24 protein-coding genes and 1 riboswitch are annotated in these 26,914 nt (G+C 70.7%); of the genes, 19 read left to right on the forward strand and 5 right to left on the reverse strand.

The features are described 5' to 3' along the window. Window positions 1–82 precede the first annotated feature (82 nt). Window positions 83–1,345 carry a L,D-transpeptidase gene (locus ACZ63F_RS10830; RefSeq protein ID WP_469710122.1) on the forward strand — a complete coding sequence of 421 codons (1,263 nt, stop codon included), beginning with the start codon at window positions 83–85 and terminating at the stop codon, window positions 1,343–1,345. 59 nt (window positions 1,346–1,404) lie between these two features. Here the strand turns inward: ACZ63F_RS10830 and ACZ63F_RS10835 are convergent, their stop codons facing one another. Next, window positions 1,405–1,806, reverse strand: a complete 402-nt coding sequence (locus ACZ63F_RS10835; protein ID WP_469710123.1) for a response regulator — start codon at window positions 1,804–1,806, stop codon at window positions 1,405–1,407. Window positions 1,807–1,984: 178 nt separating this feature from the next. Between ACZ63F_RS10835 and ctaE the strand changes: the two genes are divergently transcribed. The 6 genes from ctaE (at window position 1,985) to ACZ63F_RS10865 (ending at window position 9,431) form a co-directional block, all read left to right on the forward strand. Continuing rightward, complete coding sequence (ctaE, locus tag ACZ63F_RS10840) at window positions 1,985–2,605, forward strand: aa3-type cytochrome oxidase subunit III (protein WP_352363711.1); 621 nt, start codon at window positions 1,985–1,987, stop codon at window positions 2,603–2,605. 77 nt (window positions 2,606–2,682) lie between these two features. Beyond that, window positions 2,683–3,495 carry a cytochrome bc1 complex diheme cytochrome c subunit gene (qcrC, locus tag ACZ63F_RS10845; RefSeq protein WP_469710124.1) on the forward strand — a complete coding sequence of 271 codons (813 nt, stop codon included), beginning with the start codon at window positions 2,683–2,685 and terminating at the stop codon, window positions 3,493–3,495. Further along, entirely contained in the window at window positions 3,492–4,550 is a 1,059-nt protein-coding gene (gene qcrA / locus ACZ63F_RS10850; protein WP_469710125.1) for a cytochrome bc1 complex Rieske iron-sulfur subunit, read from the forward strand. The genes qcrC and qcrA overlap by 4 nt, the downstream gene beginning before the upstream one ends. Next, window positions 4,547–6,184, forward strand: coding sequence for a cytochrome bc1 complex cytochrome b subunit (gene qcrB, locus ACZ63F_RS10855; RefSeq protein WP_469710126.1), 1,638 nt, complete (start codon window positions 4,547–4,549; stop codon window positions 6,182–6,184). Before qcrA ends, qcrB begins: the two co-directional genes overlap by 4 nt. Window positions 6,185–6,315: 131 nt before the next feature. After that, window positions 6,316–7,380 (forward strand): anthranilate phosphoribosyltransferase, encoded by a 1,065-nt coding sequence (gene trpD, locus ACZ63F_RS10860; protein ID WP_469710127.1) that lies wholly within the window; start codon window positions 6,316–6,318, stop codon window positions 7,378–7,380. 410 nt (window positions 7,381–7,790) lie between these two features. Continuing rightward, window positions 7,791–7,907, forward strand: a riboswitch (SAM riboswitch). Window positions 7,908–8,066: 159 nt separating this feature from the next. Beyond that, window positions 8,067–9,431, forward strand: a complete 1,365-nt coding sequence (locus ACZ63F_RS10865; protein ID WP_469710128.1) for an aminotransferase class V-fold PLP-dependent enzyme — start codon at window positions 8,067–8,069, stop codon at window positions 9,429–9,431. A 153-nt stretch (window positions 9,432–9,584) separates the two neighbouring features. Here ACZ63F_RS10865 and ACZ63F_RS10870 read toward each other — a convergent pair whose 3' ends face one another. Continuing rightward, a complete protein-coding gene (locus tag ACZ63F_RS10870) occupies window positions 9,585–9,866 on the reverse strand; it encodes an Lrp/AsnC family transcriptional regulator (protein ID WP_024882613.1) in 282 nt (93 codons plus the stop codon). Beyond that, a complete protein-coding gene (locus tag ACZ63F_RS10875) occupies window positions 9,863–10,606 on the reverse strand; it encodes a rhomboid family intramembrane serine protease (RefSeq protein ID WP_469710522.1) in 744 nt (247 codons plus the stop codon). The genes ACZ63F_RS10870 and ACZ63F_RS10875 overlap by 4 nt, the downstream gene beginning before the upstream one ends. Before the next feature lie 153 nt (window positions 10,607–10,759). On the opposite strand from ACZ63F_RS10875, the gene ACZ63F_RS10880 reads away from it, so the two are divergent. The 5 genes from ACZ63F_RS10880 (at window position 10,760) to ACZ63F_RS10900 (ending at window position 16,136) form a co-directional block, all read left to right on the forward strand. Next, window positions 10,760–10,999: a hypothetical protein gene (locus tag ACZ63F_RS10880; protein ID WP_009309707.1), complete on the forward strand. Its 240-nt coding sequence runs from the start codon at window positions 10,760–10,762 to the stop codon at window positions 10,997–10,999. A 39-nt stretch (window positions 11,000–11,038) separates the two neighbouring features. Next, window positions 11,039–12,382, forward strand: coding sequence for an NYN domain-containing protein (locus ACZ63F_RS10885; protein WP_469710129.1), 1,344 nt, complete (start codon window positions 11,039–11,041; stop codon window positions 12,380–12,382). Between the two features lie 210 nt (window positions 12,383–12,592). Further along, window positions 12,593–13,627, forward strand: coding sequence for a C40 family peptidase (locus ACZ63F_RS10890; protein WP_352363696.1), 1,035 nt, complete (start codon window positions 12,593–12,595; stop codon window positions 13,625–13,627). A 262-nt stretch (window positions 13,628–13,889) separates the two neighbouring features. After that, on the forward strand, window positions 13,890–14,909 hold the full coding sequence (locus ACZ63F_RS10895) for a C40 family peptidase (protein WP_469710130.1): 1,020 nt from the start codon (window positions 13,890–13,892) through the stop codon (window positions 14,907–14,909). Window positions 14,910–14,939: 30 nt separating this feature from the next. Beyond that, window positions 14,940–16,136 (forward strand): hypothetical protein, encoded by a 1,197-nt coding sequence (locus ACZ63F_RS10900; protein WP_469710131.1) that lies wholly within the window; start codon window positions 14,940–14,942, stop codon window positions 16,134–16,136. 46 nt (window positions 16,137–16,182) lie between these two features. Here the strand turns inward: ACZ63F_RS10900 and ACZ63F_RS10905 are convergent, their stop codons facing one another. Next, the gene (locus tag ACZ63F_RS10905) at window positions 16,183–17,418 is read right to left on the reverse strand and encodes a glycosyltransferase 87 family protein (protein ID WP_469710132.1); all 1,236 of its coding nucleotides are present in this window, start codon (window positions 17,416–17,418) and stop codon (window positions 16,183–16,185) included. 114 nt (window positions 17,419–17,532) lie between these two features. Between ACZ63F_RS10905 and ACZ63F_RS10910 the strand changes: the two genes are divergently transcribed. Both ACZ63F_RS10910 and ACZ63F_RS10915 read left to right on the forward strand, forming a co-directional pair. Then, window positions 17,533–18,675: a glycosyltransferase family 4 protein gene (locus ACZ63F_RS10910; RefSeq protein WP_469710133.1), complete on the forward strand. Its 1,143-nt coding sequence runs from the start codon at window positions 17,533–17,535 to the stop codon at window positions 18,673–18,675. Window positions 18,676–18,835: 160 nt separating this feature from the next. Further along, complete coding sequence (locus ACZ63F_RS10915; RefSeq protein WP_469710134.1) at window positions 18,836–20,470, forward strand: GMC oxidoreductase; 1,635 nt, start codon at window positions 18,836–18,838, stop codon at window positions 20,468–20,470. Between the two features lie 18 nt (window positions 20,471–20,488). Here the strand turns inward: ACZ63F_RS10915 and ACZ63F_RS10920 are convergent, their stop codons facing one another. Next, window positions 20,489–22,285 carry an AMP-dependent synthetase/ligase gene (locus ACZ63F_RS10920; RefSeq protein WP_469710135.1) on the reverse strand — a complete coding sequence of 599 codons (1,797 nt, stop codon included), beginning with the start codon at window positions 22,283–22,285 and terminating at the stop codon, window positions 20,489–20,491. Window positions 22,286–22,601: 316 nt separating this feature from the next. On the opposite strand from ACZ63F_RS10920, the gene ACZ63F_RS10925 reads away from it, so the two are divergent. The 5 genes from ACZ63F_RS10925 to ACZ63F_RS10945 all read left to right on the forward strand — a co-directional run bounded on the left by ACZ63F_RS10925 (window position 22,602) and on the right by ACZ63F_RS10945 (window position 26,826). Then, on the forward strand, window positions 22,602–23,399 hold the full coding sequence (locus ACZ63F_RS10925) for a metallophosphoesterase family protein (RefSeq protein WP_469710136.1): 798 nt from the start codon (window positions 22,602–22,604) through the stop codon (window positions 23,397–23,399). A gap of 141 nt (window positions 23,400–23,540) precedes the next feature. After that, complete coding sequence (locus tag ACZ63F_RS10930) at window positions 23,541–23,984, forward strand: SRPBCC family protein (protein WP_093503999.1); 444 nt, start codon at window positions 23,541–23,543, stop codon at window positions 23,982–23,984. An 86-nt stretch (window positions 23,985–24,070) separates the two neighbouring features. Continuing rightward, window positions 24,071–25,225 carry an ArsA family ATPase gene (locus ACZ63F_RS10935; protein ID WP_469710137.1) on the forward strand — a complete coding sequence of 385 codons (1,155 nt, stop codon included), beginning with the start codon at window positions 24,071–24,073 and terminating at the stop codon, window positions 25,223–25,225. Window positions 25,226–25,288: 63 nt separating this feature from the next. Next, window positions 25,289–25,750 carry a DUF5304 domain-containing protein gene (locus tag ACZ63F_RS10940; protein ID WP_469710138.1) on the forward strand — a complete coding sequence of 154 codons (462 nt, stop codon included), beginning with the start codon at window positions 25,289–25,291 and terminating at the stop codon, window positions 25,748–25,750. A gap of 122 nt (window positions 25,751–25,872) precedes the next feature. Further along, window positions 25,873–26,826, forward strand: coding sequence for an ROK family glucokinase (locus ACZ63F_RS10945; RefSeq protein WP_352363676.1), 954 nt, complete (start codon window positions 25,873–25,875; stop codon window positions 26,824–26,826). Window positions 26,827–26,914: the final 88 nt, after the last annotated feature.

The raw sequence follows: 26,914 nt of genomic DNA on the forward strand, positions 1-26,914 counted from the left end.
CGTCGCGCCTTCGGCGCAGCGCCCGTCACCCGTTCGGGCCCACTGCCGCGCCGGTCCGGAAAACATCTCATAGCGTGACAATATGAGTCACTCTCCGTGCGCCCGTACCGTCGTCAGCTGCACCCTGCTGGTGATCGCCCTCGGAGCGGGCGTCACCGCCTGCGGTTCGGACGGCAACCCCCTCGCGGACAAGCCGTACGACGCGGCGGACCAGATCTCCTTCAACACGCCCACCGGGACGGGGAAGCGGGCCGACCCCGACAAGCCCCTGGAGGTCGTCGCCAAGAGCGACGAGGACCGCATCACGGACGTCACGGCCCAGGACGCCACCGGCCGCTTCGTGGCGGGCGAACTCGACGCCGACGGCCGCCGATGGCACAGCACCTCCCCGCTGGCCGCCAACGCCCACTACACGGTCCAGGTCAGCACAGAGGACGAGAACGGCGCCCCCGGCCGCAAGACCCTCACCTTCGACACCAGCACGCCCACCACCCGGCAGCGGCTGAAGATCACCTTCGGCCCCAAGGCCGGCGAGTACGGCGTGGGCCAGCCGGTCACCGCCCAACTCGACCACCCGATCAAGGACAAGGCCCAGCGCGCCATCGTCGAACGCGCCCTCAGGGTCGACTCCGTCCCGGCCGTGGTGGGCTCCTGGTACTGGGTGAGCGACAAGGAACTCCACTACCGGCCCAAGGACTACTGGCCCGCACACGCCACCATCCAGGTGCACAGCAACCTGGACGGCATCCGGATCAGCGACCGCCTCTGGGGCGGCCCGGCCGCTCCCCTGAAGCTCACCACGGGCGACAAGCTCCTCGCCGTCACGGACGCCGCCGCCCACCAGCTGACGGTCTACAAGGACGACAAGGAGATCAACCAGATCCCCGTCACCACCGGCAAACCGGGCTTCGAGACCCGCAACGGCGTCAAGGTGGTCCTGGAGAAGCAGTACTTCGTACGCATGCGCGGTACCACGGTCGGCATCGCCGAGGGCACCTCGGACTCGTACGACCTGCCGGTCTACTACGCCACCCGGGTCACCTGGTCGGGCGAGTACGTGCACGCCGCGCCCTGGTCGGTGGGCTCCCAGGGGTACGCGAACGTCAGCCACGGCTGCACCGGCATGAGCACCTCGAACGCCGAGTGGTTCTTCGACACCATCCACCCGGGCGACCTGGTGAAGGTCGTCAACTCCAACGGCAAGACGATGGAGAACTTCGGCAACGGCTTCGGCGACTGGAACATCACCTGGCAGAACTGGCGCAAGGGCAGCGCCCTCACCAACGGCACCCCGGACGGCCCGAGGCCGGAGGACGCGGCGAGGGTGCAGCCGGCAGCGCTGTGAATCGCCCTCAGGGGCAGCCGACCCAGGGGCGCGGGGCTGTATGCCCGCGCCCCGCCCCACTAGGCGCTCAGCAGCCTCTTCTGCCGCAACAGGGAGGCCAGCGCCCCCGCGAACTCCACCGGCTCCACCGGCAGCGTCACCGCCGCGTCCGCCCGGCTCCACGTGGCCAGCCACGCATCCTGCGGCCGCCCGATCAGCAGCAGCACCGGCGGGCAGGCGAACACCTCGTCCTTGATCTGCCGACACATGCCCATGCCCCCCATCGGCACGGCCTCGCCGTCCAGGACGCACACGTCGATCCCGCCCTTGTCCAGCTCGGCGAGCACCGCCGCAGGCGTCGCGCACTCCACGAACTCGACGAACGGCACATCGGGAGCCGGCCGCCGGCCGGCGGCGAGCCGCACCTGCTCGCGGGTGGTGGAGTCGTCGCTGTAGACCAGCACCGTGGCGGTCGGCTGCATTGTTCCTCCGAGACGTCAGCGTCGTACGGACAGGACCGATGCGCCGGATGCTACTCCCCTGAACACCTCGTCAACACCTGTTGGAACACCGCTTCGATGGGCCATCCGGGCACTACACACGGGGCGGACACTCCGAACGGCACCCCCCGGAGTGAGCGCGAGATAAGCGACCGACATAATGTCGGTCGTGGCGACAGCAACGACAGTAGATACCGGGCACGCGCACCCGTCGGTCAACAGGCCGAACCTCACCAGCGTCGGAACCATCATCTGGCTGAGTTCCGAGCTGATGTTCTTCGCGGCCCTCTTCGCGATGTACTTCACCCTGCGATCGGTGACCGGCGAGGCTCACTGGAAGGCGATGGCGAGTCACCTCGACATCCCCTTCTCAGCGACCAACACCACGATCCTGGTGCTCTCCTCCCTCACCTGCCAGCTCGGCGTGTTCGCCGCCGAGCGCGGGGACGTGAAGAAGCTCCGGGGCTGGTTCATCGTCACCTTCATCATGGGTGCGATCTTCATCGGCGGTCAGATCTACGAGTACACGAACCTGGTCAAGGAGGACGGGATCTCCCTCTCCTCCGACCCGTACGGTTCGGTGTTCTACCTGACCACCGGCTTCCACGGCATGCACGTGACGGGCGGCCTCATCGCCTTCCTGTTCGTCCTGGGGCGCACCTACGCGGCGAAGAGGTTCACGCACGAGCAGGCGACCGCGGCCATCGTCGTGTCCTACTACTGGCACTTCGTCGATGTCGTGTGGATCGGCCTCTTCGCCACGATCTACCTGATCAAGTAGCCGGGCCGGCACCACGCGCCGCAGAAGCGCACTTTCCAGAAGCATCGACGCAGAAGATCCTGACACCGGGGTAATCCGTGAAAAAGCTCTCCGCACGACGACGCCATCCGCTGGCGGCGGTCGTCGTCCTACTCCTCGCGCTGGCATGCACAGGGGGGCTGTACGCCGCGTTCGCACCCGCGGGCAAGGCGCAGGCCGATGAAACATCCCAGTCCCTGACCATCGAGGAGGGCAAGAAGCTCTACTCGGTCGGTTGCGCCAGCTGCCACGGCACCGGCGGTCAGGGTTCGTCCGACGGCCCCAGCCTGGTGGGCGTGGGCGCCGCGGCCGTCGACTTCCAGGTCGGCACCGGCCGTATGCCGGCCGCCACCTCGCAGGGCCCGCAGGTCGTCAAGAAGAAGAACATCTACACCCAGGCCCAGATCGACCAGCTCGCGGCGTACGTCGCCTCGCTGGGCGCCGGTCCCGAGGTCCCGACCTCGGAGCAGTACGGCCCGGACGGTGCCGACATCGCCAAGGGTGGCGAGCTCTTCCGTACCAACTGCGCGCAGTGCCACAACTTCGTGGGCGCGGGCGGTGCGCTGACCAAGGGCAAGTTCGCCCCGAGCCTTGAGAACGTCGCCCCGAAGCACATCTACGAGGCCATGCAGACGGGCCCGCAGAACATGCCGTCCTTCCCCGACACCACGCTGACGGAGAAGAACAAGAAGGACATCATCGCGTACCTGAACGCGGTCAACAGCAGCAACACGGAGAACCCCGGCGGTCTCAACCTGGGCGGCCTCGGGCCGGTCAGTGAGGGTCTGTTCGCCTGGATCTTCGGTCTCGGTGCACTGATCGCGGTCGCCGTCTGGGTCGCCGCTCGGACCGCAAAGGCCAAGAAGTCATGAGTAGCCAAGACATTCCAGAAGAGAACCTGCCCGCTGAGCAGGACCACGCGCACGGCGCCGTGAGCGTCGCGGACGAGAAGGACCCCTTCTCGGACCCGGGTCTGCCGCCCCACGAGCACCGGATCCAGGACATCGACGAGCGGGCCGCCAAGCGGTCCGAGCGCGTCGTGGCCATGCTGTTCACGGTGTCGATGCTGGCCACCGTCGGCTTCATCGCCTCCTATGTGACGATCCCCAAAGACAAGTCGATCTTCGTCTTCCCGCTCGGTCACATCAGCGCGCTGAACTTCGCCCTGGGCCTGACCCTCGGCGCGGCGCTGTTCTGCATCGGCGCGGGCGCGGTCCACTGGGCCCGCACCCTGATGTCCGACGTGGAGGTCGCCGACGAGCGGCACGCCATCTCGGCCCCGCCGGAGGTCAAGGCCAAGGTCCTGGCCGACTTCAAGCAGGGCGCGAAGGAGTCGGCGATCGGCCGGCGCAAGCTGATCCGCACCACCATGTTCGGCGCGCTGACCCTGGTCCCGCTCTCCGGCGTCGTGCTGCTGCGCGACCTCGGCCCGCTGCCCGGCACCTCGCTGCGGCACACGGCGTGGTCGAAGGGCAAGCTGCTCGTCAACATGAACACCAACGAGCCGCTGCGTCCCTCCGACGTCGCCGTCGGCTCGCTGACCTTCGCCAAGCCCGAGGGCGTCGAGGAGTCCCAGGAGGACTTCCAGAACGTGATGGCGAAGGCGGCCCTGATGATCATCCGGCTGCAGCCGGACAACATCAAGGACAAGCGCGAGCTCGAGTGGTCGCACGAGGGCATCGTCGCCTTCTCGAAGATCTGCACCCACGTGGGCTGCCCGATCTCGCTGTACGAGCAGCAGACCCACCACGTGCTCTGCCCGTGCCACCAGTCCACCTTCGACCTCTCCGACGGAGCCCGAGTGATCTTCGGCCCGGCCGGCCACGCCCTGCCGCAGCTGCGCATCGGCGTGAGCGAGGAGGGCTACCTCCAGGCGCTCGGCGACTTCGACGAGCCCGTCGGTCCTGCCTTCTGGGAGCGCGGATGAGCACTACAGAGAACACCGAGTCCCGCGAGCGCGGGAAGGCACCGGCCGGCGAGCGCGTCGCCGACTGGGCCGACGGACGGCTCGGGATCTACTCCCTGGCCAAGTCCAACATGCGCAAGATCTTCCCCGACCACTGGTCGTTCATGTTGGGCGAAGTGTGCATGTACAGCTTCATCATCATCATCCTGACGGGTGTGTACCTGACGCTGTTCTTCCACCCCTCGATGAACGAGGTGGTGTACCACGGCAGCTACGTCCCGCTCCAGGGACAGATGATGTCCGAGGCGTTCAACTCGACCCTGCACATCTCCTTCGACGTGCGCGGTGGCCTGCTCATCCGGCAGATCCACCACTGGGCCGCGCTGATCTTCCTCGCCGGCATGTTCGTGCACATGATGCGCGTGTTCTTCACCGGCGCGTTCCGCAAGCCGCGTGAGATCAACTGGCTGTTCGGCTTCCTGCTGTTCGTCCTGGGCATGTTCACCGGCTTCACCGGTTACTCGCTCCCGGACGACCTGCTCTCCGGCACCGGTGTCCGCTTCACCGAGGGCGCCATCCTGTCGATGCCGATCGTCGGCACGTACATCTCGTACTTCCTCTTCGGCGGCGAGTTCCCCGGCCACGACTTCGTGGGGCGGTTCTACTCGATCCACATCCTGCTGCTGCCGGGCATCATGCTCGGCCTGATGGTGGGCCACCTGATCCTGGTCTTCTACCACAAGCACACGCAGTTCGCGGGTCCCGGAAAGACCGAGAAGAACGTCGTCGGCATGCCGCTGCTGCCGGTCTACATGGCCAAGGCCGGAGGCTTCTTCTTCCTGGTCTTCGGTGTCATCGCGGCCATCGCGGCGACCACCCAGATCAACCCGATCTGGGCCATGGGCCCCTACCGTCCGGACCAGGTGTCCACCGGCGCCCAGCCCGACTGGTACATGGGCTTCGCCGAGGGTCTGGTCCGCTACATGCCCGGCTGGGAGATCAACTTCTGGGGCCACACCCTGGTCCTGGGCGTCTTCATCCCGCTGGTCCTGTTCGGCCTGGTCCTGGGCGCGATCGCGGTCTACCCCTTCATCGAGTCCTGGGTCACCGGCGACAAGAGCGAGCACCACATCCTGGACCGCCCGCGCAACGCCCCGACCCGTACCGCCTTCGGTGCGGCCTGGGTGACCATCTACATGGTGGGCCTGGTCGGTGGTGGCAACGACCTCATCGCCACGCACTTCCACCTGTCGATCAACGACGTGACCTGGTTCGTCCGGATCTTCTTCTTCGCCGGACCGGTGATCGCGTTCATCGTGACCAAGCGCATCTGCCTCGGCCTGCAGCGCCGGGACCGCGACAAGGTGCTGCACGGCCGCGAGACCGGCATCATCAAGCGGCTGCCGCACGGTGAGTTCATCGAGGTCCACGAGCCGCTCTCGCAGGAGCAGCTGCACACCCTCACGGCGCACCACCAGTACGAGCCGGCCCAGGTCGGCCCGGCGGTCGACGAGAACGGTGTCGAGCGCAAGATCAAGGGCTCCGAGAAGCTCCGCGCCAAGCTGAGCAACGCCTACTACGGCGAGGACAACCAGATCCCGAAGCCGACTGTCGAGGAGTACAAGGAGATCACGAGCGGCCACGGCCACCACTGATCGACCGCGTCGCCACGCCATGGTGAGGGGCCCCCGTCCGGGGTACGGACGGGGGCCCTTCGCCGTGCTCGGAGCTGGATAGGGTAGCCCTGAGAACCCCTGTTGCCCGTACGACGATCAGGAGCGGCTTTATGAGCGCTGTGACCCCCGCTGGAGGCGACACCGCGGCGGGCCGTTCCTGGCCCGGGGTACTGAACGCGCTGCTGTACGGACAGGACCAGAGCTCCGACGCGACGGCCTGGGCGATGGACCAGATCATGCGCGGCCAGGCCACCGACGCCCAGATCGCGGGCTTCGTCGTGGCCCTGCGGGCCAAGGGCGAGACGGTCGACGAGATCAACGGCCTGGTCCGCGCCATGTACGCGCACGCCAACGTCATCGAGGTACCGGGCCGCACCGTCGACATCGTCGGCACCGGCGGCGACGGCGCGAAGACGGTGAACATCTCCACGATGTCGGCGCTCGTGGTGGCCGGCACCGGCGCGAAGGTCGTCAAGCACGGCAACCGGGCCGCGTCCTCCGCGTCCGGGGCCTCCGACGTCCTGGAGAAGCTCGGCGTCAACCTCGACCTGACCCCGCAGCGGGTCGCCGAGGTCGCCGAGGAGGCCGGCATCACCTTCTGCTTCGCGATCAAGTTCCACCCGGCGCTCCGGCACGCGGGCGCGGCGCGCGGCCAGCTGGGCATCCGCACGGTCTTCAACATCCTCGGCCCGCTGACCAACCCCGCGCGGGTGCGGGCGCAGGCGGTCGGCGTGGCCGACCCCCGCATGGCCCCCGTCGTCGCGGGCGTCTTCGCCGAACGCGGCCACTCCTCGCTCGTCTTCCGCGGCGACGACGGCCTCGACGAACTGACGACGACCGCCACGTCCCGCGTCTGGATCGTCCGCGACGGCAAGGTGACCGAGGAGACCTTCGACCCCCGTGACGTCGGCATCGACCTGGTCCCCGTGGAGGCGCTGCGGGGCGGCGACCCGTCGTACAACGCGGAGGTCGCCCGCAGGCTGCTGGACGGCGAGCGGGGCCCGGTGCGGGACGCGGTGCTGCTGAACTCCGCCGCCGCCCTGGTGGCCCTCGACCCGGCCGCCGGGACCCTGGCCGAGCAGCTGCGCGCCGGCATGGACAGGGCGGCCGAGTCGATCGACTCGGGTGCGGCCAAGCGGGTCCTGGAGCGCTGGGCGGCGGCGACGAACAGGTAAAGGGGACGCGGTCAGGGGGCCGAGGCGCGGCACGGCACCGCCGGACTCCTCCGCCGTGGCTGATCGCCGCTGCGGCGGACAAGGGATTCCGGCACCGCTACCGACGAAACCGGACCGGCGCCCACCTTGTGCCCCGCCGCAACGGCGAGCAACCGCACACGGCCGTCCCGCCGGTGCCTGACCCGCACGGGCACGGCCATTGCGCAGGAGCCGTCGCTGGTTCTTTCTTTGCGCCGTGTCCTCTACCGATACCGGCCTCTTCCACCGGCCGGTCAAGTCCGTCCGCCGCAACGGCGATCAACCGCACACGGTCGTTCCTGCGGTGCCGGACCGGCGTCGGTGCCTGGCGGTGTCCCGTCATCCGGACAGGAGTTGCGCGGCTGCGATCACCTCACCTACGTTTCTTCCCAGGTCATGAGTGACAGTCATGAGGCCCCGGCCGACTGTCCGGCAACCCTCCGTCCGTGGCGGGGTGCCCCGGGTGAAGACCAGGCCGCAGGCAGCGAGGTCTGCGGCAAGCGCGGACCCCTCGGACACCAGGGGTCCTGGTCGTCGAGGAGTCTCCCGTGAGCAAGCGAATGCGATAGGGCCGCAGAGCCCCGCCTCCGCATCCCCTTTTCCCCTGCCGCTGCTTGAGCGCATCCGCTCGCACGGCGGATCTCACCTGCTCACACGGGAGTTCACCCATGTCCGTCTCCACCGCTGCCGCCGCCCAGTCCGTTTGTGCCCCGCTGCCCGTTCTGGGCCGGGATGTCACCGTCCCGCTCGTCACCGGCGGCGAGGTCACCTACGCCGCCCTCGACTACGCGGCCAGCGCCCCCGCCCTCCAGCGGGTCTGGGACGACGTCGCCGCCTACGCGCCCTACTACGGCAGCGTCCACCGCGGCGCCGGCTACCTCTCCCAGCTCTCCACCGACCTCTTCGAGAACGCCCGCCGGACCGTCGCCGAGTTCCTCGACTGCCGCCCCGACGACCAGCTGGTCTTCACCCGCTCGACGACGGACTCCCTGAACCTGCTGGCCCGTGCCCTCCCCGCCGGCTGCCAGGTCTTCGTCTTCGAGACCGAGCACCACGCCTCCCTGCTGCCCTGGCAGGACGCCCGCGTCACCTACCTCGACGCCCCCCGCACCCCGCGCCAGGCCGTCGAGACCCTGGAACGCGCCCTCGCCGACCGCGACCCGTACGGCCCGGCCCTGGTCTGCGTCACCGGTGCCTCCAACGTCACCGGCGAGCTGTGGCCCGTACGGGAACTCGCGGCCGCAGCGCACGCGCACGGCGCCCGGATCGTCCTGGACGCCGCCCAGCTGGCCCCGCACCACCCCGTCTCCGTGCAGGACCTCGACGTCGACTGGGTCGCCTTCTCCGGCCACAAGCTGTACGCCCCCTTCGGCTCCGGTGTCCTGGCCGGCCGCGCCGACTGGCTGCAGGCCGCCGAGCCCTACCTCGCGGGCGGCGGCGCCAGCCGCAAGGTCACCCGGCGCGAGGACGGGGGAGTGGCCGTGGAGTGGCACGAGAGCGCCGCGCGGCACGAGGCCGGGTCGCCCAACGTCATCGGCGCCTACTCCATCGCCGCCGCCTGCAAGGCGCTCACCGAGGCGGGCTTCGACACGCTGGTCGCCCGCGAGCGGTACCTGATCGAGAAGGTGCGGGCGGGGCTGGCCGAGGTCCCCGAGGTCCGGGTCCTCTCGCTCTTCGGCGACGACGCCCCCCGCGTCGGCGTGATCAGCTTCGTGGTGGACGGCTGGAACAGCTCCCACTTCGCCGCCGCCCTCTCCGCCGAGTACGGCATCGGCGTCCGCGACGGCCTCTTCTGCGCCCACCCGCTGGTCAGGACCCTGCTGGGCTCCGACCCCCAGACCCAGGGCGAGTGCGGGGCGCCGGAGGCGGCACCGGGCGAGAAGTCCCTCAACGCCATCCGGGTGAGCTTCGGGGCGGGAACGCCGGACGAGCACGTGGAGCGCTTCGCGAACGCGGTACGGGAACTGGTGACCGACGGCGCGAAGTGGGCGTACCGCACGGAGGACGGCCGCTGCGTCCCGGCGGTGAGCTGACCTACCTGCTTTTCAGGGGCGCGGGGAACTGCGCGACAAGCCACGACGGACCCGCAGGGGACCACGGTGCGGACCGGTGGGGGCTGGTCGCGCAGTTCCCCGCGCCCCCTTTGGGGCGTGCTGCAGTCGGGGCGCTTCGGTGAACGGCGCCTGCTAGCTGTCCAGGCCGATCGCGAACGCCGCCTCCAGGTCGTGCTGGGAGTACGTGCGGAACGCGACGTGCGTGTCCGTGCCCTCCACGCCCTGGATCTTGCTGATGCGGCCCGGGATCACCTCGGCCAGATCCTCGTGCTCGCGCACCCGGACCATGGCGATCAGGTCGTACGTACCGGTGACGGAGAAGACCTCGCTGACGCTATCCAGCGCGGCGATCTGTTCCGCGATCTCGGGGATCCGGTCCACGCTGGTCTTGATGAGGACGATCGCGGTGATCACGGCTGGTTCTCTCCCTCGGGTGCCGGAGCTGGGGCGACCTTCACTTTAGTGGTACGTCCGTACCGCACCCACGCGTAGCCGAACCCGAGTCCGAACCCGACCAGGTGGGCGAGGTAGGCCACGCCGGGGCCGGAGGGGGCCTGGTCGAGGGCCAGCCACTGGAGGGCCGCCCAGAAGGGGAGGACGACCCAGGCCGGGAACCGGAGCGGAAGGAAGAAGAGGAAGGGCAGGAGACTGGTCACGCGGGCGCTGGGGAACAGGTACAGGAACGCTCCGAGGACCGCCGAGATCGCCCCGGACGCACCTACCAGCGACTGCGGGGACGTGGCGTTGGCGACCGCGTAGCCGAGCAGCGCGAGGTAGCCGCAGCAGACGTAGAAGACAGTGAACTCCACGCGGCCCATCCGTTCCTCGGTCATCGCCCCGAAGACGAAGAGGAAGAGCATGTTGCCGAGCAGGTGCACCCAGCTGCCGTGGATGAACAGCGCCGTGGCCGGGGTCAGCGCCTCCCGCGCCGGGCCGTCGAACAGGTCGGCGGGGACCACCCCCCAGTGCCGGAAGTACGCCCGCTGGGCGGTCGCGAGGGCCTCTCCGGTGCCGTAGGACGGGGTGAAGCCGGAGGCGGGGCCGAGCACGAAGATCAGGCAGCACACGGCGATCAGGAGGTACGTCATGGGTGCGGACGTGCCCCGCAGGCTCCGCAGGGTCCGGGCCGCCGTGGTGTTCCAGTTGCCGATCATGGACATAGAGCATGGCGTAACGGGACGCACTGGTGCAGATCGCCTCGCCGCCGCGGACAGGGCGGCGTCGAGTACCCGCCAGGCCGTAGGGTTACGAGCCACACGCGTCGGGACGGCGCGTCACGGACACTAGAAGGAAGCGAACAAGCCACGATGACGGTTCCCCTGCCGACCGCCACGACGCGGTGGCGCTGCACCCTCTGCGGCAACCTCACGCGCTTCGACGTGACCCGCTCGTCGAAGGTGGTCGAGTACGTCCACCTCGACCTGGCCGGTGAGCCGAAGGTCGAGGAGCGCGAGGTGGTCAGTGAGACCATCGAGTCGGTGCGCTGCCGCTGGTGCAACGCGGTGGACCAGGTGGAACTCGTGGACAGGCCGGGCGCCGACTCCTGATACCGGGAGCGGCCCCGTACAGGTGATGGGGTGTGACGGATGGTGGAGACCACAGGCGGGGGGCCGGGCGACGGCACCGCCGAGGTGCTTGACCGTCCGTTGCCCGACGGTGTGCGACGGCGTGTCGTGCAGATCGTGTCGGACGGGTTCGGCGGCCTGACCCTCGGCGAACTGCCCGCACAGCTCAGGCAGTACGCCCGTTTCGCCCCGAATCGCCGGGCCAAGTTCGCGGGGAACGCCATGGCGGCCGCGCTGGAGACGGACACCCTCTTCCGGCAGCGGATCGGGGAGAAGCTGAGAGAGGCCCAGCCGGAACTGGCCGGCGCCCTGGACTCCGGCTCCCCGCCCCCGGCCGCGGACCCGCTCGACGTGGCGGCCGCGGCCTATGTACTGCGCCCCACGGGCTGGGTGAAGCTCGTGGCGGCGGCCGGTGAGGAGGCCCAGCGGGCGGACGCCGAGCGGGCCGACGAGGAGAGCCGGGCCGAACTGGAGCGGCTGCGCGAGGAGCTGGACCGGGCCCGGGAGCAGACCCGGTCCGAGACGGAGCGGCTGCGCGCCGAACTGGACGCGGCGAAGAAGGAAGCGGAATCGCTTCACCGCAAGCTGCGGGCGGCTCTCAGCGACGTCAAGCGCGGCGAGGCGGCGCTGCGCAAGCTGCAGGGCGAGATGGAGGCCGGGCGGGCCGAGGGGCAGTCCCTGCTGTCCGCCGCGGAGAGCGAGGGCCGGCGCCTCAAGGCCCGGCTCGGCGAGGCCGAGGCGGCCCTGGAGGCCAGCCGGCGGGCCGCCCGCGAGGGGCGCAGCGTCGAGGACATGCGGCTGCGGCTGCTGCTCGACACCGTCCTCGACGCGGCCCAGGGGCTGCGCCGCGAGCTGGCGTTGCCGCCGGTGTCGGTGCGGCCCGCCGAGACCGTGGACGCGGTCGAACCGGGACGAATGACCCCGAAGGACATCGCGGCGCGCGCCCTGTCCGAGCACGACCCGGCCATCCTCAACCAGCTGCTCGCCCTGCCCCAGGCGCACCTGGTCGTCGACGGCTACAACGTGACCAAGACCGGCTATCCGCAGATGCCCCTGGAGAAGCAGCGGCTGCGGCTGCTCGGCCAGCTCTCCCAGCTCGCCGCCCAGACCGGCGCCGAGGTCACCTGTGTCTTCGACGGCGCCGAACTGGCCGCGCCGGTGCTGCTCGCCCCGCCGCGCGGGGTCCGGGTCCTCTTCTCCAAGCCCGGCGTCACCGCCGACGAGTTGATCCGCCAGCTGGTGCGCGCCGAGCCGCCGGGCCGCCCGGTGATCGTGGCGTCGACCGACCGCGAGGTCGCCGACGGGGTCGCGAAGGCGGGGGCCCGCCCGGTCGCTTCTGCCATGCTTCTGAAGCGACTGTCCTGAACGTGCAACCCGCATATGCAATGCCCGAATTGACCGAACCGTCACGCAACGTAGCGTCAATCGAGCATTACCGCTCGTGAGTTATGTGCAAAGAGTGCGTTGCGTGACCACTTTTTTGGCTGCTGGGTTTGAACTGATCACAGGTAGGTCACTACTGTCTGGCCTCGAACCTCCACACGGGTGATCACTCAAACGAAGGAGCCCGTCTCCGTGGCGTCCCATCGTCGACCCAAGCAGCCGAGCCGTGCGCGCGTGACCGTGCTCACCACCGCAGCGGCCGCCGCCGTAGTCCTCAGCGCCAACGCCGCCAACGCGGCGCCCAGCCAGAAGCTGACCAAGGACGAGGTCAAGGCGAAGGTCGACAAGCTCTACGAGGAGGCCGAGCAGGCCACCGAGAAGCTGGACGGCGCCAAGGACAAGCAGCAGAAGCTGCAGAAGGAGATATCCACGATCCAGGACAACGTGGCTCGTGGGCAGGAGGACCTCAACAAGCTGCGGGACAGCCTCGGTTCGCTGGCCACCGCGCAGTACCGCTCCGGCGGCATCGACCCGTCGGTCCAGCTCTTCCTCTCGTCCGACCCGGACGACTACCTCGACAAGGCGTCCACGCTCGACCAGTTGAGCAGCCAGCAGGTCGAGGCCCTGAAGAAGATTCAGGACAAACAGCGCGAACTCGCCCAGGAGCGGGCAGAGGCCTCCGACAAGCTCAAGGACCTCTCCGCCACCCGCACCGAGCTGGCCAAGCAGAAGAAGGCCGTCCAGGCCAAGCTCGCCGACGCGCAGAAGCTGCTCAACACGCTGACGGCCAAGGAGAAGGCCGCCCTCGACGCCGAGCAGGCCCAGGCCGCCAGCCGCGCCTCCTCCCGCGTGGACCTCGGCAACACGGGCTCCGCCTCCGGCCGGGCCGCCGCCGCCTTCGCCGCCGCCCAGTCCGTGATCGGCTCCCCGTACGTCTACGGCGCCTCCGGCCCGTCCTCCTTCGACTGCTCGGGCCTGACCTCCTGGGCCTACGCCCAGGCCGGCGTCACCATCCCGCGCACCTCCGAGGCGCAGGCCAACGCCGGCACCCGCATCTACAGCGAGAGCGACCTCAAGGTCGGCGACCTGGTCATCTTCTACGGCGACTACCACCACGTCGGCCTGTACGCCGGCAACGGCCAGGTCCTGCACGCCCCGCACACCGGTGCCGTCGTCCGCTACGAGTCGATCAGCGACATGACCTTCGAGTTCGGCGTCCGGATCTGACCCCACCGGGTTACGGCGGTACCCGTACGGCCGAAGATCAACTCGGTGAGGCGCCCGAACGGGCGAATCGCGGCAACCGAAACTGACTCCACGCCCCGCCGGTGACCTGCGTCAGCGGCGGGGCGTCACGTTCCGTGGCCGCCGAGGTCTTTGGCCGGGGTGCGGTCGCGCGGCTACTGTCGGCGCGTTTCCTCCGGCGCCGGGGCATCCCCGTCCCCCGCGCCGGGGGAAGCGGTTCCCGTCCGCCAGCAGAAGGACCGCCGTGGGGTCTCATCGCCGTCTCGCACCGTCGTCCGGGTTCAACCGGGGCGCCGGTACCGCCATCTGCGTGCTCTCGGCCGCGGCCGCCGCACTCGGTGCCGTACCGGCGAGCGCCGCCCCGCACGCCGACGCCCGTGCCGAGGTGGACCGGCTGTACCAGCAGGCCGAGGAGGCGACCCAGGCCTACGACAAGGCCGACGAGCGGGCCCGGGCGCTGCGCCGCGAGGTCAACGAGTCCCAGGACCGCATCGCCCGCCAGCAGCAGCGCGTCAACACCCTGCGGGAGGCGCTCGGTTCGCTCGCCGGCGCCCAGTACCGCTCCGGCGGCCTCGACCCCACGGTGGCCCTGCTGTTCTCCGACGACCCGCAGGACTACCTCGACCGGGCCTCCCTCCTCGACCGCGTCGACGCCCGCCAGGCCGGGCAGCTCAGGCGGCTCCAGGCGGCGCTGCGCGAACTCGCCCAGGATCGCGCCGAGGCCGCCGGGAACCTCGTCGAGCTGGAGAAGAGCCGCAAGGCGGTCGCCTCCCACAAGGCCGTCGTGGAGCGCAAGCTCGCCAAGGCCCGGCGGCTGCTCAACGCGATGCCCGCCGTCGACCGCGTCGCCTTCGAGCACGCCTCCCGCGGCGACGACCGCGCCGACCTGCCCGACCTCTCCGGCGCCGCCGTCCCCGACGCCCGTGCCGCCGCCGCGATCGCCGCCGCCCGCTCCGCCCTCGGCAAGCCCTACGTCTGGGGTGCCAACGGCCCCTCCGGCTTCGACTGCTCGGGCCTGATGCAGTGGTCCTACGCCCACGCCGGGATCCACCTCCCGCGCACCTCGCAGGAGCAGCGCTACGCCGGCCACCAGGTCCCGCTCTCCCAGGTGCAACCCGGTGACCTGGTCGTCTACCGCTCCGACGCCAGCCATGTGGGCATGTACGTCGGCAACGGCCAGGTCATCCACGCCCCCTACCCCGGCGCCCCGGTCCGCTACGACCCGGTCGGAATGATGCCGGTCTCCTCCGTCACCCGGCCCTGACTTCCGGGCTCCTGCCCTTACGATCGGAAAGTGGCTGGTCGTGGACGGGTGTGGCGCTCAGGAGCGGTGGGGCTGTGTCTGCTGCTCCTGCCGCTGACCGGATGCGGCGGCGGGCAGTCGCCGACCGGCACGGCGATGGCCGAGGTGCAGCAGGTCCTGGACCGCCGCTCGGCCGCGGTCCTCGGCCACGACGAGCAGGCGTACGCCGAGACCGGTACCCGGAGTCCGTACGCCGACCTGCGGGCCGTACCGCTCGCCGCCTGGAGCTACCGGCTCACCGCCCTGCACCCCGACGGCGCCGGAGCCACCGCCGACGCACAGCTCAGCTACCGGATACAGGGGTACGACAAGGCACCGGTGACGACGGACCGGGCACTGACCCTCAGCCGCACGGCCGACGGACAGTGGTATGTCACATACGACAAGCCCGCCAGGAAGTCCGGACAGCAGCTCTGGGACCAGGGCAAGGTGACCGCCGTCAAGACCGCCCACGCCCTCGTCCTCGGCGTCGGCCAGTCCACGGCCACGCTGCGCGACTACGCCCGGCTCGCCGACACCGCCGTCCCCGAGGTCTCCAAGGCCTGGGGCACGGGCTGGACACAGCGGGTGGTCCTGCTGGTACCCGGTTCGCTGAACGGCATGGCGGGCCTGCTGGGCGCCCCCGCCTCCAACTACAAGGGCATCGCCGCCGTGACCACCGGCGAGGCGGGAGGCGCCGGCCAGGCACCCGCGGACCGGGTCATCCTCAACCCGGAGGCGTACGCGATCCTCGGTACGGTCGGCAGACAGGTCGTCCTCACCCACGAGACGACGCACGTGGCCACCCGCGCCCACACCACGGCCGCCACCCCCCTCTGGCTCTCCGAGGGCTACGCCGACTGGATCGGCTACCTCGGCACCGGCCGCACGCCCACCGAGGTGGCTCCCGAGCTCGCCCGCGCCGTCGAGGCCGGGGACACCCCCGAAGGCCTGCCCGCCGATGAGGACTTCGGCTTCACCGACGACCCCACCAGACTGGCCCAGGCCTACGAGGGCGGCTGGCTGGCCTGCCGGATGATCGCCGCCCACTGGGGCAAGGACGGACTCGGCGCCTTCTACCGCGCCGTCGGCGCCCACACGTCACGCACGGGCGCCGTGGAGGACGCCCTGAGGACACAACTCGGCACGACCCTCCCGGCCTTCACCGCCCGCTGGCGCGACTACGTGCGGGCTCAGCTGGGCGGCTGAGTCAGCGACTGCAGTGCGCGGCGGCGGGGGTGCTCGCGGCCCGTGCTCAGGAGGACACCGGGGTCCCCTTCGCCCGGGCCGACTGAGAGGGGAAGGGGGCGGCGGTGTCCCCGGTCACCGTGGAGCGCCACAGGGCGCGGGCCGCCGTGACCGTGGCCGCCACCAGCAGGCCGTTGCGCAGGAGGAGCAGGGTGATGCCGTACCAGTCGCTGACCACGACGTGCGAGAAGCCGACCGGGAACTCCAGGACGGTCACGAAGGCCGCCAGCAGGAGCAGGACGGCCGGGAGGGTCATCCGGCTGGCGCGGAAGCAGAGGCAGACGGCGGCCAGGCCCACCAGCCACACCATGTACTGGGGGCTGATCACCCGGCTGGTGACCGTGAACATCAGCACGGCGGTGAAGGCCGCGTCCGCGAGCGTGTGGGAGCGGAAGCGGACCGCCGACAGCCGCCACAGCAGCAGCCAGCCGAAGGCGAGCACGGTGAGCAGCAGCGCCGCCGTGCTCACCGCCTTCACGTGCGGGCCGAGGAATTCGATCGAGCCGTAGTTGAGCAGCACCTCGCCGTGCCAGCCGAAGTGCCGGGCGACGTGGAGGACCAGCGCGCCGAGGGACTCCACCTCGGTGCCCCGGTCCCGCTGGAAGGTCAGGAACGAGAACGCGCCCGGCATGGCCACTGCGAACAGGGTGCCGACCGCGCCCGCCGTGACGGCCGCGGCCCCCCAGGCCCGCCGCCGTACGGCCCCCACGAGGAGCAGCGCCGGCCACACCTTGACCATCGCGCCGAAGCCCGCCAGCGCGCCCATGAGCCGGGGGTGCCGGGCGCCGGCGAGCAGCGCGGCGACGGCGACGGCGGTGACCATCAGGTCGTAGCGGGCGTAGACGGTCGGGCCGAGCAGCGGGACGCCCAGCACCCAGACCCAGGCACCGCGCAGGGTACGGCCGGGGCGCGGGCCGGTGTAGAGGAGGAGGGCGAGGACCACCAGGTCGGCCAGGCAGGCCAGGACGAAGAAGGCGGTCGGGTAGTCCAGGAAGGGAAGGAGGCCGGGGGAGAGGATCGCCAGGGCGGCGGCCGGCGGGTACTGCCAGGTGACGTCGTCCAGGGGAAACGTTCCGTGCCGCAGGACCTCGTACCAGCCCTGGTAGATCACGGAGACGTCGCTGGTGACGTCCGCGCCGGGGAAGACGAACACCTTCAGCACGAAAAGCAGCAGCACCAGCCGGGTGGCACCCCACGTGACCAGCAACAACGCCAGGGCACGCCGCACGCCCGTCCTGTCCACCTGAGCCCCTGTCCGTCGGCATCGCCGTGTCGAGTGGGCCACATGATCTCCCGGCGTCCTGTGCGGGGGCCATGAAGCACGGCCGGACACCCTGTGCGGGTAGGGTCGGCGCCGATGAACAAGACCCTCGTCGTGACCAATGACTTCCCGCCCCGGCCCGGCGGTATCCAGGCCTTCCTGCACAACATGGCGCTGCGTCTGGACCCCGAGCGCCTGGTCGTCCACGCGTCCACCTGGAAGCGGGGCCGGGAGGGCGCCGAGGCCACCGCCGCGTTCGACGCGGAGCAGCCCTTCACCGTCGTGCGCGACCGTACGACGATGCTGCTGCCGACGCCGGGGGCGACCCGGACTGCGGTCGGGCTGCTGCGGGAGCACGGCTGCACGTCGGTGTGGTTCGGGGCGGCGGCTCCGCTGGGGCTGATGGCGCCGGCGCTGCGGAAGGCGGGCGCCGAGCGGCTGGTCGCCACCACCCACGGGCACGAGGCCGGCTGGGCCCAGCTGCCCGCCGCGCGGCGGCTGCTCCGGCGGATCGGGGACGCGACCGACACGATCACCTATCTCGGCGAGTACACGCGGTCCCGGATCGCCGGCGCGCTCAGCGCGGAGGCCGCGGGGCGGATGGTGCAGCTGCCGCCGGGGGTGGACGAGAAGACCTTCCACCCCGGGTCGGGGGGTGCCGAGGTGCGGGCGCGACTGGGGCTGAGCGAGCGGCCGGTGGTCGTGTGCGTGTCGCGGCTGGTGCCGCGCAAGGGGCAGGACACGCTGATCCTCGCGATGCCGCTGATCCTGGCCGCCGAGCCGGACGCGGTGCTGCTGATCGTGGGCGGGGGGCCGTACGAGAAGGAGCTGCGGCGGCTCGCGAAGGAGACCGGCGTCGAGGCCTCCGTGCGTTTCACGGGCGCCGTGCCGTGGGCGGAGCTGCCCGCGCACTACGGCGCCGGCGACGTGTTCGCCATGCCGTGCCGGACCCGGCGGGGCGGGCTGGACGTGGAGGGGCTCGGGATCGTGTACCTGGAGGCCTCGGCGACCGGGCTGCCGGTGGTGGCCGGGGACTCGGGCGGGGCGCCGGACGCGGTCCTCGACGGGGAGACCGGGTGGGTGGTGCGGGGCGGCTCCCCCGAGGAGGCCGCCGAGCGCATCGTGGCGCTCCTGGGGGACGCCGAGCTGCGGCAGCGGATGGGGGAGCGCGGGCGGCGGTGGGTCGAGGAGAAGTGGCGCTGGGATCTCCTTGCGGAGCGGCTGAAGGAGTTGCTGTAGCGGGTGGGGCCGTGCCGCGTCCGCGAGTGCGTCCTGACTGGTCGCGCCCACGCGGCGGTAGCCGCATGCCACATACGGCCCCGTGCCCCTTCGCGGGCGCGCTGTCACTAACTGCGTCGCAAGGCTAGGCGGAACCGGAAAATCCGCACATGCTGCGCGCATGACAGCAAAACTGATGCAGCGTCAGCTGACGAGACGTCACATTCTGGGCATGATCGCCCTCCAGACCGCCGCGGCGGCCGGTCTCACCCGGGTCGGGCTCCAGACGGCGCAGGCCGCCGAGGAAGCGGCCGACGTCGACAACGCGCCCGCGATCGTGGTCGGTTCGGGGTACGGCGGGGCCGTGGCCGCGCTCCGGCTCGGGCAGGCCGGGGTCCGGACCCTCATGATCGAGATGGGGCAGCTGTGGAACACGGCCGGCTCCGACGGCAAGATCTTCTGCTCCACCGCCGCCCCCGACAAGCGCTCCATGTGGTTCAAGACCCGCACCGAGGCCCCGCTCGCCACCTTCCTCTGGCTGGACGTCGTCAACAAGGACATCGACTCCTACGCGGGCGTCCTCGACCGGGTGCACTTCGACAACATGTCCGTGTACGTGGGACGCGGTGTCGGCGGCGGGTCGCTGGTCAACGGGGGGATGGCGGTCACCCCGCTCCAGTCGTACTTCACCGAGCAGTTCCCGACCGTGGACGCGACCGCGATGTACGGCACGTACTTCCCGCGCGCCCGCGCCATGCTGGGCGTCAACACCGTCGACGCCACCTGGTTCGAGTCGACCGAGTGGTACCAGTTCACCCGGACGTCCAGGAAGGCCGCCGCCAACACCGGGCTCAGGACCACCTTCGTACCCAACGTCTACGACTTCGGCTACATGCAGCAGGAGGCCGCCGGTACCGCCACCAGGTCCGCCCTCGCCCAGGAGGTCATCTACGGCAACAACCACGGCAAGAAGAGCCTCGACAAGACCTACCTGGCCGCCGCCCTCGGCACCGGGAACGTCACCATCCACACCCTGGAGAAGGTGAAGGCCGTCACCAGGGCGAGCGACGGGTCGTACGTGCTGAGCGTGGACCGGATCGACACGAGCGGGAACGTCGTCGAGACCAAGCAGTACAGCTGTACCCATCTGTTCCTGGGGGGCGGCAGTCTCGGGACCACCGAACTGCTCGTCCGGGCCCGGGACACCGGGGCGCTGCCCGCGCTCGACTCCAGTGTGGGCGCGGGCTGGAGCACCAACGGCAACACCATGCTGGGGCGCGCGAACCACATCTGGGACACCACCGGCGCCAACCAGGCGACCATGCCGGTCATGGGCATCGACGACTGGGCCAACACCGCCAACCCGGTCTTCGCGGAGATCGCCCCGCTGCCCATCGGGTTCGAGACCTGGGTGAGCCTGTACCTGGCGATCACCAAGAACCCGCAACGGGCCTCGTTCACCTACGACGCGGCGAGCGACGGGGTGAAACTGGGCTGGACCGCGGCGCAGAGCGCGGTCTCGGTGGCCATGGCGAAGAAACTGTTCGACCGGATCAACCTGGCCAACGCCACGATCTACCGCTACGACCTGTTCGGCTCGGCCGGCAAGGTGTTCGCGGACGACTTCTGCTACCACCCACTGGGCGGCTGCGTGCTGGGCAAGGCCACCGACGACTACGGGCGGGTGAAGGGGTATTCGAGGCTGTACGTCACGGACGGCTCGCTGGTGCCCGGGAACATCGGCGTGAACCCGTTCGTCACCATCACCGCGCTCGCCGAGCGGGCCATGGAACGGGTTCTCGCCGAGGACTTCTGAGCAACCCCGAGCGGCCCGCTACTTCTGGTAGATGGCCTCGATCTCGTCCGCGTAGTCCTTCGCCACCACGTTGCGCTTGAGCTTCAGGGACGGCGTCAGGTGGCCCGACTCCTCCGAGAACTGGGAGGACAGAATGCGGAACTTCCGCACCGATTCCGCCTTCGACACCGCGGCGTTGCCGTCGTCGACGGCGTCCTGGATCGCAGCGATCAGATCCGGGTCGTCGCGCAGCGACGCCGCGGTGGCACCCACCGGCTTGCCGTGCTCGGCCGCCCAGCGGCCCAGGAACTCCTCGTCGATGGTGACCAGCGCGCCCACGAACGGCCGCCCGTCACCCACCACCATGCACTCCGCGACCAGCGCGTGCGCACGGATCCGGTCCTCGATCACGGCCGGGGCGACGTTCTTGCCGCCCGCGGTGACGATGATCTCCTTCTTGCGGCCGGTGATCCTGAGGTAGCCGTCCTCGTCCAGGGTGCCGATGTCCCCGGTGTGGAACCAGCCGTCGGCCAGCGCCTCGGCGGTCGCGGCCGGGTTGTTCCAGTACTCCTTGAACAGGTGCTCGCCGTGCAGCAGCACCTCCCCGTCGTCCGCGATGCGGACCACCGAGCCGGGCAGCGGCTGCCCGACCGTGCCGATCTTGGTGCGGTCCCAGGGGTTGAACGCGGTCGCCGCGCAGGACTCGGTCAGGCCGTAGCCCTCCAGGACCGTGAAGCCGATGCCGCGGAAGAAGTGGCCGAGCCGCTCGCCGAGCGGGGCGCCGCCGGAGATCGCGTACTCGCCCCGGCCGCCGAGCACCGCGCGCAGCTTGCTGTAGACGAGCTTGTCGAAGGTCTTGTGCTTGATCTTCAGGCCGAGCGCCGGGCCGGACGGCGTGTCCAGCGCCTTGCTGTACGCGATGGCGGTGTCCGCGGCCTTGTCGAAGATCTTGCCCTTGCCGTCCGCCTGCGCCTTGGCGCGCGCCGAGTTGTAGACCTTCTCGAAGACGCGCGGGACGCCGAGGATCAGCGTCGGCCGGAAGGCGGCCAGTTCGTCGGTGAGGTTCTTGATGTCCGGGACGCAGCCCAGCTTGATCGGCGCCATCATCGGGGCGATCTGGACGAGGCGGCCGAAGACGTGCGCGAGCGGGAGGAAGAGGAGGACGGAACACTCGCCGGTGCGGAACAGGGGGCGCAGCCGCTCCACGATGTTCCCGCACTCCGCGAAGAAGGCGCGGTGGGTGAGGACGCAGCCCTTGGGGCGGCCGGTCGTACCGCTCGTGTAGACGATCGTCGCCGGGTCGTCCGCCTTCGCCTGCGAGCTGCGCTCGTCGACCGTGGCGTCGGTGACGCCCTGGCCGAGTCTGCCGAGCTCCTCCAGGGCACCGGCCTCGATCTGCCAGACGTGCTTGAGGGCGGGCAGCGTCTCGCGCACCGACTCGACGGCTGCCGTGTGGCCGTCCAGTTCGACGATGCAGGCGGTCGCCCCGGAGTCGCTGAGGATCCACTGCACCTGCTCCGGCGAGCTGGTCTCGTACACCGGCACGGTGACCGCGCCGGCGCTCCAGATCGCGAAGTCGAGGAGCGTCCACTCGTAGCGGGTGCGGGACATCAGGCCGACCCGGTCGCCCGGCTGGATGCCGGAGGCGATGAGGCCCTTGGCCGCCGCGTGCACCTCGGCCAGGAAGGCGGCGGCGGTCACGTCCTGCCAGACACCTCCGACCTTGCGGGCCATCACGGCTGCGTTCGGATGCTGCGCGGCGTTTCTGCGGACGATGTCGGTCAGATTGCCGTCCGCGGGGACCTCGTACAAAGCCGGAAGGCTGAACTCGCGCAAGACTGCTGCTCCTCATAGGGCGCCGACGCCACGACGTTGTGCGATGCGACGGTGCGGTCCAAGGCTCGGGCAGGTGCTCAGGGCTTCGCCACGGGCTGGAAGATCCGTTGGTTGAATACCTGAGCACGACTGGACTGCCCGGACGTTACCCGCCGGTATGGCTTCTTCGACAGGGGGGTCCGGCGAGATGTTCGGTGCGTCACACAGTTTGGTGTTCCTCCGCGTACGGTAGTCCACGGCTTTAGTGACTGACCAGTAACCGCGGGCCCGGCCATCGCCTGTTCACGTTTGCCGCACAGGCCTACGCTTGATCACCATGGCAGCCACACCCTCCGGCATCCGAAGGACCCGCGTCCACGTGGTCAGTGACGTGCACGGCAACGCCCGTGACCTGGCCCGGGCCGGCGACGGCGCGGACGCCCTGATCTGTCTCGGCGACCTGGTCCTCTTCCTCGACTACGCCGACCACTCCCGCGGCATCTTCCCCGACCTGTTCGGCGTCGAGAACGCCGACCGTCTCGTCGAACTCCGCACCGCCCGCCGCTTCGAGGAGGCCAGGGAACTCGGTGCCCGGCTGTGGGGCGGGATCGCCATGGACCGGGCCACGGCGATCGAGAAGGCGGTGCGCAAGCAGTACGCCGAGATGTTCGCGGCGTTCCCGACGCCGACGTACGCGACGTACGGCAATGTCGACATGCCGGCGCTGTGGCGGGAGTACGCCGCTCCGGGGACGACGGTCCTCGACGGCGAGCGGGTGGAGATCGGCGGGTGGGTCTTCGGCTTCGTCGGCGGCGGCCTGCGCACCCCCATGCGCACCCCCTACGAGATCTCCGACGAGGAGTACGCGGCGAAGATCGAGGCGCTCGGCGAGGTCGACGTGCTCTGCACGCACATCCCGCCGGAGGTGCCGGAGTTGGTGTACGACACGGTGGCGCGCCGTTTCGAACGGGGCAGCCGGGCGCTGCTGGACGCCATCCGCCGCACCCGGCCCCGGTATTCGCTCTTCGGGCACGTCCACCAGCCGCTCGTGAAGCGGATGCGGATCGGGGCCACCGAGTGCGTGAACGTCGGGCACTTCGCCGGGACCGGCAGGCCCTGGGCGCTGGAATGGTGACCACCCCGGACAGGGGGTGAAGTCGGCTGGTCGGACGCGCGGTAGCCTTCACGCGGCACGCGTGTGCGCACGCCCGCGCACGCCGACCCCCTTTACCGGTCCCACCGGTCCCACCGGCCCGCATCTGGAGGAGCCACGGCGATGGCGGAACACACCAGCTCGAACATCACGATCGAGGCGGCCCCGGCCGACGTCATGGCGGTCATCGCCGACTTCGGGCGTTACCCGGACTGGACCGGCGAAGTGAAGGAGGCGGAGGTCCTGAAGACCGACGCCCAGGGCCGTGCCGAGCAGGTCCGCCTGGTCATGGACGCCGGTGCGATCAAGGACGACCAGGTCCTCGGGTACACCTGGACCGGCGACAACGAGGTCTCCTGGACGCTCGTGAAGTCCCAGATGCTCCGCTCCCTGGACGGCTCGTACCTGCTGAAGCCGGCGGGCGCGGGCTCGACCGAGGTCACGTACTCGCTGACCGTCGACGTCAAGATCCCGATGCTCGGAATGATCAAGCGCAAGGCGGAGAAGGTCATCATCGACCGGGCGCTGGCGGGGCTGAAGAAGAGGGTCGAGTCGGGAGAGAAGTGAGGCAGGGACGCGTCGCGGGGGTACGCGCAGGACGCCGGGTGCGGGTAGGCGGTGGCTGATCGCGCAGTCGGTTACGGTTCACCCTCATGCGCACCCTCCTGATCACCGGCCCCGGCGGCGGCGGCCGTACGACCGTCGCCGCGGCCACCGCCCTGCGCGCCGCGGCCGGGGGCACCCCGACCCTCGTCCTGAGCGCCGACCGCACGGACACCCTCGGTGCCGCCCTGGGCACGGCGACAGGACCGGAGCCCACCCGCGTCACTCCCACCCTCACCGCCTGGCGCCCCGACGCCGCCGCCCGCTTCCGCGAGGACCTCACCGCATTCCAGACCCGCGCCGCGAACGTCCTCGACCTGCTCGGCGCCTCCCGTCTGGACGCCGAGGAGCTCACCCCCCTGCCCGGCGCCGAGGAACTCTCCTTCCTCCGCGCCCTGCGCGACGCCGCCCTCTGCGAGCGCTACGAACTGCTCGTCGTCGACCTGCCGCCCGCCCCGCAGGCGCTCGCCCTCCTCTCCCTGCCCGAGGAGCTCCGCCGCTACCTGCGCCGCCTGCTCCCGCCCGAACGGCAGGCGGCCCGCGCCCTGCGCCCCGTCCTCGGCCGTCTCGCCGGCGTGCCCATGCCCGCCGACTGGCTCTACGAGACCGCGGCCCGCTGGGACAGCGAGCTGGCCGCCGTGGAGGCCGTCCTCGCCGACCGTGACACCGCCGTACGCCTGGTCGCCGAACCCGGCCCGGCCGGCGCCGACGCCGTCCGCACCGCCCGCCTCGGCCTCGCCCTGCGCGGCCTGCCCGCCACGAACCTGGTCGCCAACCGCGTGCTGCCCGACGCCACCCCGCTGCACGCCCTCGTCGCCCAGCAGCGCAAGGCCCTCGGGGAGTGGGGGGAGGCGTACGACGTCACCGAGGTCGCCCACCTCGGGCACGACCCGCGCGGCGCCGACGACCTCGCCGTGCTCGCCGTGCCCGGTGTCAACACCGTGCCCGCCCCGGTCGGGTGGCCGGTCGCCGACCGGCTCGAGACGGACGGCGTCCTCGTCTGGCACATCCCGCTGCCCGGCGCGATACGGGACGACCTCGACCTCGTCCGGCGCGGCGACGAGCTCGTGATCACCGTGGGCGGCTTCCGCCGGATCGTCGCCCTGCCGTCGGCCCTGCGCCGCTGCACCGTCGCCGGGGCCGCCCTGCGCGACGGCGAGCTGCGGCTGCGGTTCACGCCGGACCCGGAGCTGTGGCCGCGCTGACGGTGAAACCGGTACGCCCGTTCGGGTAACGTCGTAGAGACGAACCGTAGTCAGGAGTCCGTCATGAGCGAAGAGCGCCCCGCAGCCGACGCCTCCGAGGCCGCGGACGAGGTACGGGCGACGGACGACGACGCCTGGGCCACCGCCTGCGCCGAGGACCTGGAGGCGGAGAAGGCCCGCCGCCGCGCCCAGTACGGCCCGCCCCCCGGGTCGGCCGCCGAGGAACTGCGCAGACTCGTCGACGCCGTCGCCGACAAGCTCTCCGGCCTCCAGACCCCGCTGCTCGGCGCGGTCGCAGGACCCGCCGCCCAGCAGGTGGTCCGGCAGGTCGTCCAGCAGGCGAAGAACGCCGTCGAGCCCGTCATAGAGCGCAACCCGGACGTCTTCGACCACCTGGCCGCGGCCGGCAGCGAGCTCCTCGCCGCCTACCGCTCCGCGGTCCAGGCCCAGGAGACCCGCTGGACCGCCGGCCGCCCCGACAAGGGCGACGACGACGGCCCGGGCGAACGCATCGATCTCGACTGACAGCGCGAGGGGGTACCCCACCGTCACCGCCCGGCCCGCCCTCCGGGCGGACGACGGGAGCCCGACGGCAGGGCCTCGGGTACGGTTGGCCGTAGCGGGGCTCGACCGAAACTGAGGGATTCATGGGACTCACCATCGGCGTCGACATCGGCGGCACGAAGATCGCGGCCGGCGTGGTCGATGAGGAAGGCAACATCCTCTCGACCCACAAGGTGCCGACCCCGGGCACGCCCGAGGGCATCGTGGACGCCATTGCTTCCGCCGTAGAGGGCGCCCGCGCCGGGCACGAGATCGTCGGCGTGGGCATCGGAGCCGCCGGTTACGTGAACCGGCAGCGCTCCACGGTCTACTTCGCGCCCAACATCGACTGGCGCCAGGAGCCGTTGAAGGACGAGGTCGAGGCCCGCGTCGGCCTCCCCGTGGTGGTGGAGAACGACGCCAACGCCGCCGCCTGGGGCGAGTACAAGTTCGGTGCCGGCAAGGGCCACCGCAACGTCATCTGCATCACCCTCGGCACCGGCCTCGGCGGCGGCATCATCATCGGCAACAAGCTGCGCCGCGGACACTTCGGCGTCGCCGCCGAGTTCGGGCACATCCGGATGGTCCCGGACGGCCTGCTGTGCGGCTGCGGCTCGCAGGGCTGCTGGGAGCAGTACGCCTCCGGCCGCGCGCTGGTCAGGTACGCCAAGCAGCGCGCCAACGCCACCCCCGAGAACGCCGAGGTGCTTCTCGCCCTCGGCGACGGCACCCCCGACGGCATCGAGGGCAAGCACATCTCCGTGGCCGCCCGCCAGGGCGACCCGGTGGCCGTCGACTCCTACCGCGAGCTCGCCCGCTGGGCCGGCGCAGGCCTCGCCGACCTGGCCTCCCTTTTCGACCCCTCCGCGTTCATCGTCGGCGGCGGCCTCTCGGACGAGGGCGAACTGGTCCTCGACCCGATCCGCAAGTCCTACAAGCGCTGGCTGGTGGGCGGCAACTGGCGCCCGGTGGCCGAGGTCATCGCGGCCCAGCTGGGCAACGAGGCCGGCCTGGTCGGCGCGGCCGACCTGGCGAGAGAGCCCGACCCGATCATGTAACGTCCTGGACCTCCCGGGATGCGGCAACCGCAACTCCCCAGGGGCGCGGGGAACTGCGCGACAAGCCACACACAGCCGGCAGTCGCGT

It is taken from the genome of Streptomyces sp. NPDC104761, assembly GCF_055583445.1.

Bases quoted from the DNA above. Each gene is read 5' to 3' on its own strand.
- ACZ63F_RS10830 (WP_469710122.1), top strand. From the start codon at position 83: ATGAGTCACTCTCCGTGCGCCCGTACCGTCGTCAGCTGCACCCTGCTG.
- ACZ63F_RS10835 (WP_469710123.1), bottom strand. From the start codon at position 1,806: ATGCAGCCGACCGCCACGGTGCTGGTCTACAGCGACGACTCCACCACC.
- ctaE (WP_352363711.1), top strand. From the start codon at position 1,985: ATGTCGGTCGTGGCGACAGCAACGACAGTAGATACCGGGCACGCGCAC.
- qcrA (WP_469710125.1), top strand. From the start codon at position 3,492: ATGAGTAGCCAAGACATTCCAGAAGAGAACCTGCCCGCTGAGCAGGAC.
- qcrB (WP_469710126.1), top strand. From the start codon at position 4,547: ATGAGCACTACAGAGAACACCGAGTCCCGCGAGCGCGGGAAGGCACCG.
- trpD (WP_469710127.1), top strand. From the start codon at position 6,316: ATGAGCGCTGTGACCCCCGCTGGAGGCGACACCGCGGCGGGCCGTTCC.
- ACZ63F_RS10865 (WP_469710128.1), top strand. From the start codon at position 8,067: ATGTCCGTCTCCACCGCTGCCGCCGCCCAGTCCGTTTGTGCCCCGCTG.
- ACZ63F_RS10875 (WP_469710522.1), bottom strand. From the start codon at position 10,606: ATGATCGGCAACTGGAACACCACGGCGGCCCGGACCCTGCGGAGCCTG.
- ACZ63F_RS10880 (WP_009309707.1), top strand. From the start codon at position 10,760: ATGACGGTTCCCCTGCCGACCGCCACGACGCGGTGGCGCTGCACCCTC.
- ACZ63F_RS10885 (WP_469710129.1), top strand. From the start codon at position 11,039: ATGGTGGAGACCACAGGCGGGGGGCCGGGCGACGGCACCGCCGAGGTG.
- ACZ63F_RS10910 (WP_469710133.1), top strand. From the start codon at position 17,533: ATGAACAAGACCCTCGTCGTGACCAATGACTTCCCGCCCCGGCCCGGC.
- ACZ63F_RS10915 (WP_469710134.1), top strand. From the start codon at position 18,836: ATGACAGCAAAACTGATGCAGCGTCAGCTGACGAGACGTCACATTCTG.
- ACZ63F_RS10925 (WP_469710136.1), top strand. From the start codon at position 22,602: ATGGCAGCCACACCCTCCGGCATCCGAAGGACCCGCGTCCACGTGGTC.
- ACZ63F_RS10930 (WP_093503999.1), top strand. From the start codon at position 23,541: ATGGCGGAACACACCAGCTCGAACATCACGATCGAGGCGGCCCCGGCC.
- ACZ63F_RS10935 (WP_469710137.1), top strand. From the start codon at position 24,071: ATGCGCACCCTCCTGATCACCGGCCCCGGCGGCGGCGGCCGTACGACC.
- ACZ63F_RS10940 (WP_469710138.1), top strand. From the start codon at position 25,289: ATGAGCGAAGAGCGCCCCGCAGCCGACGCCTCCGAGGCCGCGGACGAG.
- ACZ63F_RS10945 (WP_352363676.1), top strand. From the start codon at position 25,873: ATGGGACTCACCATCGGCGTCGACATCGGCGGCACGAAGATCGCGGCC.